This window comes from [Clostridium] ammoniilyticum (assembly GCF_025566905.1).
GTDB lineage: Bacteria > Bacillota_I > Bacilli_A > Erysipelotrichales > Coprobacillaceae > Faecalibacillus > Faecalibacillus intestinalis.
In genome coordinates, this window is sequence record NZ_JAOQJR010000014.1 from 20,241 (window position 1) to 27,825 (window position 7,585).

Consider the following 7,585-nt stretch of genomic DNA (forward strand, 5'->3'; position numbering starts at 1 on the left):
TAATGCTATCTTTTCTCTTTTATAGTATAATAGATATATCAAAACTTTGGAGGGTCAATATGAAGTTTTTTTTTGAAGGTATCAATAAATTTATGTATAAACATCCTTTTATAAAATCTTGTGTTTATTTTGCATCAAAATTTTGTCCATGGATGGTCGCTATATTTTATTCACTTTTTTTACTAAAAATAGTTATCGAATCACAAACTGGTTTTTATCTTTTATTTATTAAACCATTTGTCGTTTTATTAATTACTGTTCTACTTAGAATATTAATTGATAGACCTCGTCCTATTCAAAAGTATGACCTTAAACCTATTGATGATAAAAAAAGAATAGGTCATTCTTTCCCAAGTATTCATACGAGTTTAGCTATTTCTATTGCTTTAACCGTTATTGCTCGAGGACCAAATATGGGATTATTACTCTCAGCACTTGCTATTACAATTACTTGTACAAGACTGCTTACAGGTGTTCACTATTTAACAGATATCCTTGCAAGTATTTTAATTGCCCTTGCTATTTATATCATTTAACGAAATAAGAAAATTATTTCGTTTTTTTAATTTTTTAAAAGAAAAAATGATTTTTGTTGTCTATATAAATAATGGAGGGAGAAACTATGGAAACAAAAATCAAACCTAAAAGAATTACCGATTTTAAAAATGACCTTGTCTTTAAATTCATGTTGAGTGATCTCAATGATTCTCGCTGTTATTATTTACTTAAAACCATTATTGAAGGAATCACAGCTATTAAATGTCAGGAACTAGTTGTCTTAAACAGTGAACTCAATCCTGAACATCTAAGTGATAAAGATATGGTCTTAGATGTCAGAGTGAAAACAGATGAAGGAAAATTAATCGACATTGAAATGCAAAACAGTGCTCTTACTAAAGAAGTTCATTATCGCTTTCAAATCTATGGAGCTAGAATGATGGATCATCAAGTCAATCGAGGAGATATCTTATACAGTGAAAATGTCCATGAAGTCTATACCATTCTCTTTGTCAATGACATCGATAGAGACAACCTTCTCTTGATTGATACTTATATGCCACGTAATCAACTAAACCATGTCAGAAAGCATAATCTGCTGACCCATCACAATATCTATCTTCCATTTATTGATGCTGTTGTAAGAGAAAAAGGGCTTAAAAATCTAAGCAAGATAGAATTAGCTATTTATACTTTATATCATGGGATAACAGATGATATAATAGCTTTAAACAGTGAGGTGGTTACCATGATGAAAGAAAAGATGGATCAGTTCAATGAAGATGAAGAACTTGTTTTAGCAGCGAGTAAAAGACAGCTTGTCAAAATACAACATCATCAAGAGAAAGTAAGAATACGACAAGAAGGTAAAGAAGAAGGCTTAAAAGAAGGAGAACTTCTTAAAGCTAAAGAAAAGACATTAAAATTATTTAATAAACTCTTTCCTGATGAAAATAATCAATTATTAGAAAACTTAACACTATTACAATACGATCAAATATTTGATACCTTGTTAGAAAACAAAGATTTAAAAACGATTAAAAAAATCATTGGAAAATAATCCAATGATTTTTTAATAACACACATAAATATAACGTCCAAATTTCACAAATTCTGTTTTCTTCCTTAAGATACGATTTCTTATTTCAAAACCTGCTTGTTTGATTTCTTGATCCATTTGTTCATAACTTACTAAAACAAGTTTATTACATAATTTTCTAGCACTATTAATAATGTCACACTGTTCTTTATAAGTAATCGGTGTATAAAGATTATAAGGAATATCAATAATAGCAATATCATAATGTCCTTGATGCTTATTAATATCATCTTTTGTAATCAACATACCATCAAAACCAAAATGATTAAGATTACATCTTGCTTTCCATGAAATATCCCTTGAAATATCAAATCCTTTGATAGAATACCCTAAAGCTAGTCCTTCTAAAACAACTGTACCCATTCCACAACACGGATCTATCATTGTTTTTGTTTGATCATTTTCTCCAGCAATATTAATCAATGTTCTTGCAAGTCTAATATCTAAAGAATTTGAAAAAGTATTTGGTTTATCATCATATTTTTTCCATGATGGAACACCATGATGATAATACCCAATAATCCATAAGTCATTCACTTTTGTAAGAGCAATTGTATGTTTTGGTTTGGACATATTCACACTACCCGCTATAAACCATGAAATATCTTTACATTTATCAAGTGTTTCTTGATAATCTGGATGGCTAATAGGATTTTTTAAATAAATAACTTTAAAATCTTGATAATTATGATTTTGGCGTTTAACTTCCTCTTTTAAGTCATCAAAATTGGAACTTATCGCCCAAATATCTATTTTTCCCTTCATAAAAACACTTATATTGACATCAATATCTTTATTTGTAATAAAACATTGTTGATATTCTTCATGAAAAAGATATTTAAATTCTAATGCACATAAATCATATTCTTCTGGTGGATAATTAAATAAATAAAAGTATTGTTTCATATTTTTCTTACCTCTAGTGCCCTATTTTAACAACACATCTTCATTTTGGCTACTGAAATAATCATAAATATGATATATTATCTCCAGGAGGCGACTATGAACTATTTAAAAGACTTAAAAGAACAGTTTACTTTTGATCAACTGTTATTAATATTTACATGTTTTAGTTTTACTTTTCCTTTTTATATATTAGGACCTATTTTATTGATTGAATTTATTTATTTGTTAGTATCAAAAAAAGCAATCATTGCCTTAAAACAAACACCACAAATTAAATTTCTCTATTTGTTTGTTTTAATCTCTTTAAGCATCTCCATTATTCATAAAAATATTTTAGGAGCACTTGCAACACTAGGAATATTTATTGTTATTATTTTAATGGTTTATTATCGAAAACATATTAATCAATCGACCTTTGAATTTATTATTGATATGTTGATTGTGTTATCTATTCTTTGGGCAATATATGGAATTTATGAGCAATTTCAAATTTATCATCGTTTAGGTGTTGATCATTTCACCTTTAAAGTTTATGCAAGACGTGAAAATCGCTTAAATAGTGTTTTCTACAATGCCAACTATTATGCGATGATGATTGAATTTATTGCCGTATGTACTGTATATAAATTCTTTACTGTTAAAAATAATCTAAAAAGAAGTATTTTTTATGTTATTGTTGGTTTTTTAAACTTATTTATGCTTTATATGACAGGATGCCGTGCTGGTTATGTGGCAATTGCCGGAGCTATTTGTTTATTTCTTATTTTTAATAAAAACTATAAATTATGTGTTTTGATAGCTCTTGGATGTTTAGGAATTGCAGGTTTCTTTGTTTTAAATCCTGATAAATTCCCTAGAATAGAATATTTGATTTCAAATTTAGATGTTAGAATTCAAATTTGGAGTTGTGCTATTCAAGGTATCAAAGCTTCTCCACTACTAGGACAAGGACCATTTACTTATATGATGATTTTAGATAAATATAATGGACATTTAACACAACATGCCCATAGTGTTTATTTAGATCCTTTACTTTCATTTGGAATTATTGGACTCGCATGTCTTGTTCCTTATATTTATGATAACTGTAAACGTCTTTATAAAGTAAAAGAGCATTATTCTTATATTGCTCTTGTTATGGGATTTATAGGTGTATTATTAATTCATGGTATTTTAGATTATACGATTTTTTGGATACACACTGGTTTATTCTTCTTATTTGTATTATCTAGTTTTGAAATGTTTGAAACAAATCGTAATTAGCGATTTGTTTTTATTTTTGATATGTTTTATAGATTGTTGCTACTACAAATAAAAGAATAGATAACTCTAAATATTCTATATTAAATACATGTTTATAGACCCCATCAACAATCATAAAAAGCATTGGTATTCCTACCCAAACAATTGTTTCAATTAATTGATTTCTTTTAACATCCATCTTGATCACCTCTTAACAAAATACTACTCCTTTTTATGTTAAGAAAATATCAAGTAAGTGTAAAAAAAAGAACTTCTTTCGAAGTTCTATGCTCTTGCATTCATTGTATTTTGTTTTAATGAATTGACATATTCCATTTGATGTTTTGTATTTTCTTTTAATTCTTTTTGCATTCCTTCTAATGTCATATGTTCTACTTCTTTTGCTTCAGATTTCTTTCCACATACTTTTTCAAATGCTTCTTTTGCATCTTGTTGTAATGTGTTTCTCATTTGATTTCTTTGTTCTAATTTCATTTCTGATTCTTTGATTTCTCCTGCAACGGATTCAAAGATTTCTTCTTTTGTTAATTCTTTTCTTGCTTCATTTTCATGTTTTACATCTTGACTATTTTTAAAATACTTTCTTAAAGATTCTTTTGCTTCTGCATTGATTTCATTGATACTCATAATATTTATTCCTCTCTTTCCTAAGACACCTGTAGCTTATACTTTTTTAGATTCTTCGAAAAGAGTATTGTATACATTTTTAATTTCATTAACAAATTATTAATTTTGTAAGAGCTTTATTTGTTAATGGGATTTACAATATATAAAAGAAATACTTGATGCAATTAAACAAATCACTGCTAAAAACAAATAAGCATATAGCATTGAAAAATGACTTACAATATTTCCACAAATCATAGGAAATAAAGTCATTCCTAAAGCATACACCCCATAGCTGTTGACTTTGATTCTTGTGGTACATATTTCATAGCTTCACTTGTTAGATATGAAAATAAGATTCATGTTGCCATACCTGGTAAAATTTGTAAAACAAAGATCATATAGACTGATGAACATTGTGGTACTAAAACACAATAAAGTGCAGTTGTTAAAAATGTAACAGTAATACATGTTCTAACGCCTAATTTCATACATACATCACTTGATGCCATTTTAGCAAAACAAACTGCTGATAACATATAAATAATAGAAGATAATCCTATAGACATAGAATTTGTTCCTAAATTTTTTATAATTTGTGTTGTAAAAGACATAGTTGTTGTCATTTGTATTTGTACCCCTTGTTGAACAAGTGCAAGAAGTGAAAAGACAATTAAATTCTTTTGTGTACATACTTTTAATAAACTTGAAATTTTTTTCTTTGTTGGTTATGTTTTTTCTTTAGGAAGTAATGAAATAAATAAAGCAGAAATGATTTCTGAAATCACACTTAATAAACAAATCATTTGCATTCCTATTTTTTCATAAAGAAGTGTACTTGTAATAAATTCTAATAACATTCCTAAATTGTTAGCGACAATAATTGAACTGATGGCTTTTGTTTGTTGGTCTTTTGGATAAAAACTCATATATAAAACCATAAAAGAAATCCACATTGCACTGGCAAATACTGAAAAAAGATTTCCAATTAAAAAACCAATTCCATTATTAAAAATAATTCTAAACAAAGAAGCACATCCTGATGATAAAGATCCTATTAACATAATCATTTTATGCTTATTTCTATAATTTGCTAATAATCCTACCGGTAAACGTAAGACCATTTGTGAAATACCATAGGTTCCTATAATAATTCCAATAAATGACGTACTTGTTTGAATCATCGTAAGACAAGGTGTTTGATAAGGAATATAGACATATTGCGCAAACCAGAAAAAGATAACAGCAATAAATAAGATTTTTTGTTTATTTAACTTCATTTTTAGTTCCTTAAATAATTTCAAAATGTTTTAAAGCATATTCTATGCCATCTTCACTTACTGGTTTTGTAACATAGGTTGCATGTTTTTTAGCTTCTTCTCTCCCATTTCCCACACATACAGAAATTCCTGCAAAATCAAACATAGGAATATCTACTTTAGCATCACCAAAAGCAATGATATCTTCTTGATCTATTTTTAAATAATCAATAAGTTCTTTAATTGCCTCTTGTTTATCAATATGTTTTAATGCACAATCTCCAAAGATTGCTTTTTCTCCTTTTCCACCCCACGTTAAATCTTTAAATTCAGGAAAAGATTCTTTAAAATCTAAGTAATCTTGATAACTTTCTAAAATATAATTGATTTTTGTTACATTTTCTACATAGAGACACTTTGGAAAAGTCATTGCTGGATAAATTTCCATCACACCAGGATCTTTCATCCCATATTGTCTTAAAGCTTCTACACCACGTACTTTAAAATTTAAAGAACCATATAACCCATCATTTGCTTCAATATAGTATTCTAAATGATGTTGATTTAAATAATCGACAATTCTTTTAACATCTTCTACTTGAATTGTCTCATCTTTAATCACTTTATTATCTAATTCAATATAAGCACCATTACCACCAATCATTCCATCAAAACCAATATCTAAAATGGGCTCTTCTATATGGCTTCTACTTCTCCCAGTAACAATAACTGCAAGATGTCCATTTTCTCTCGCCCTCCACATCAAATAGTAATAATTTTTTCATAAATTCACCCCAAACTATTATGACATCATTTTCATTTTCTTCTATAATCCTTCATTAAAGACGGTAGCGCTTTGATCGAAGGACGTATTCTTCGTTTACATAGATATCCCTAGGAAAATATGAAAACGGAGGTGATGGAAATGACAGCTTATGAAGCTATATGTTAACTACACTTACATTAATCATGTCAATAATAAATATCGTTATTAAATTACTTCTATATATTATAGAAAATAATGCAAAAAATAACTACCTCATGTCTCTGGCAAAGTGTGAGGTAGTTATTTTATTCACATAAAATCCTATAAACCTTTTTCAGTTAATTCACGTGCAACATCATCTTTGATGGTAACACCTGCTGCTTTTAACTCGGCAATCTTATCTGCAAATTGTGGTAAGTATTTTTCATGAGCAATCAATAATTCATTTAAAACATTCACCATTTTTTGTCCTGATACTGTTTGTGGATTTAAAATGAATGCTTGCATTAATAATCCATAATCACCAGTTACAGCTGCTTCTTCAACACATAATTCCATGTTTTTCATGCATTGTAACCATCCTCTTTGAGCTGGTTGTAATGGTCCAAAGGCAATAGCTCTTGCTCCTGTTGAGCCAATATAAGATGAAACTTCTACCGCACAGTCAGCTGGTAAATCTGGTACAGATCCATTATTTTTAGTTGTTACCACGATATGTGATAATTTATTTCCATAAATAGAAGCAATTGTTTCACAAGCCGCATCTGAATAATGTGCTCCTCCACGTTTTGCTAATTGTTCTGGTTTATGATCTAAATCTGGATTTTTATATAATTCAAATAATTCATGTTCTGTTTGTTGTACTTGTTGTCCACGAGTTCCTACCTTAGGATCATTGTATTCTTCTAAACCATGAGCCAACATTTCTTCTTCACGATAATAATATCTATGATATCCACATGGAATCATATTCATTTGAAGTAATTGTTCTTTAAAGAATGGAATATCATGAATGTTTGCAGGAATTCCCATATCTTTTCCTTCATACATTGCTTCAATGATATCTTTAGTCACTTCTTTACCATTTTCATCATAAACTTTATGCCAATGGAAATGGTTTAATCCAGCAAATTTATAAGTTAATTGATCTAATGTTTTACCAATTGTTTTTGGTTCATCAAGCATTGC

General features: G+C 28.4%; 10 protein-coding genes. 3 read left to right on the forward strand and 7 right to left on the reverse strand.

What is annotated here, in order from left to right:
- Nucleotides 1-59: 59 nt before the first annotated feature.
- Nucleotides 60-536 carry a phosphatase PAP2 family protein gene (locus OCV55_RS11500; protein ID WP_147580694.1) on the forward strand — a complete coding sequence of 159 codons (477 nt, stop codon included), beginning with the start codon at nt 60-62 and terminating at the stop codon, nt 534-536.
- 86 nt (nt 537-622) lie between these two features.
- Entirely contained in the window at nt 623-1,558 is a 936-nt protein-coding gene (locus OCV55_RS11505) for a PD-(D/E)XK nuclease family transposase (RefSeq protein WP_267309922.1), read from the forward strand.
- 12 nt (nt 1,559-1,570) lie between these two features.
- On the opposite strand, the gene OCV55_RS11510 is transcribed toward OCV55_RS11505, so the two are convergent.
- A complete protein-coding gene (locus OCV55_RS11510; RefSeq protein WP_117783386.1) occupies nt 1,571-2,503 on the reverse strand; it encodes a TRM11 family SAM-dependent methyltransferase in 933 nt (310 codons plus the stop codon).
- A gap of 96 nt (nt 2,504-2,599) precedes the next feature.
- Between OCV55_RS11510 and OCV55_RS11515 the strand changes: the two genes are divergently transcribed.
- Nucleotides 2,600-3,766 carry an O-antigen ligase family protein gene (locus OCV55_RS11515; RefSeq protein ID WP_032090923.1) on the forward strand — a complete coding sequence of 389 codons (1,167 nt, stop codon included), beginning with the start codon at nt 2,600-2,602 and terminating at the stop codon, nt 3,764-3,766.
- Between the two features lie 10 nt (nt 3,767-3,776).
- Here OCV55_RS11515 and OCV55_RS11520 read toward each other — a convergent pair whose 3' ends face one another.
- From OCV55_RS11520 to OCV55_RS11545, 6 genes are all read right to left on the reverse strand, one after another.
- Entirely contained in the window at nt 3,777-3,944 is a 168-nt protein-coding gene (locus tag OCV55_RS11520) for a hypothetical protein (protein WP_267309923.1), read from the reverse strand.
- A gap of 86 nt (nt 3,945-4,030) precedes the next feature.
- The gene (locus OCV55_RS11525) at nt 4,031-4,393 is read right to left on the reverse strand and encodes a hypothetical protein (RefSeq protein WP_117346234.1); all 363 of its coding nucleotides are present in this window, start codon (nt 4,391-4,393) and stop codon (nt 4,031-4,033) included.
- A gap of 338 nt (nt 4,394-4,731) precedes the next feature.
- On the reverse strand, nt 4,732-4,998 hold the full coding sequence (locus OCV55_RS11530) for an MFS transporter (RefSeq protein WP_267309924.1): 267 nt from the start codon (nt 4,996-4,998) through the stop codon (nt 4,732-4,734).
- Between the two features lie 102 nt (nt 4,999-5,100).
- A complete protein-coding gene (locus tag OCV55_RS11535; protein ID WP_267309925.1) occupies nt 5,101-5,652 on the reverse strand; it encodes an MFS transporter in 552 nt (183 codons plus the stop codon).
- 10 nt (nt 5,653-5,662) lie between these two features.
- A complete protein-coding gene (locus OCV55_RS11540) occupies nt 5,663-6,394 on the reverse strand; it encodes an HAD family hydrolase (protein ID WP_267309929.1) in 732 nt (243 codons plus the stop codon).
- Between the two features lie 324 nt (nt 6,395-6,718).
- A partial coding sequence (locus OCV55_RS11545) for a family 4 glycosyl hydrolase (protein WP_449670636.1) occupies nt 6,719-7,585 on the reverse strand: 867 nt, incomplete at its 5' end.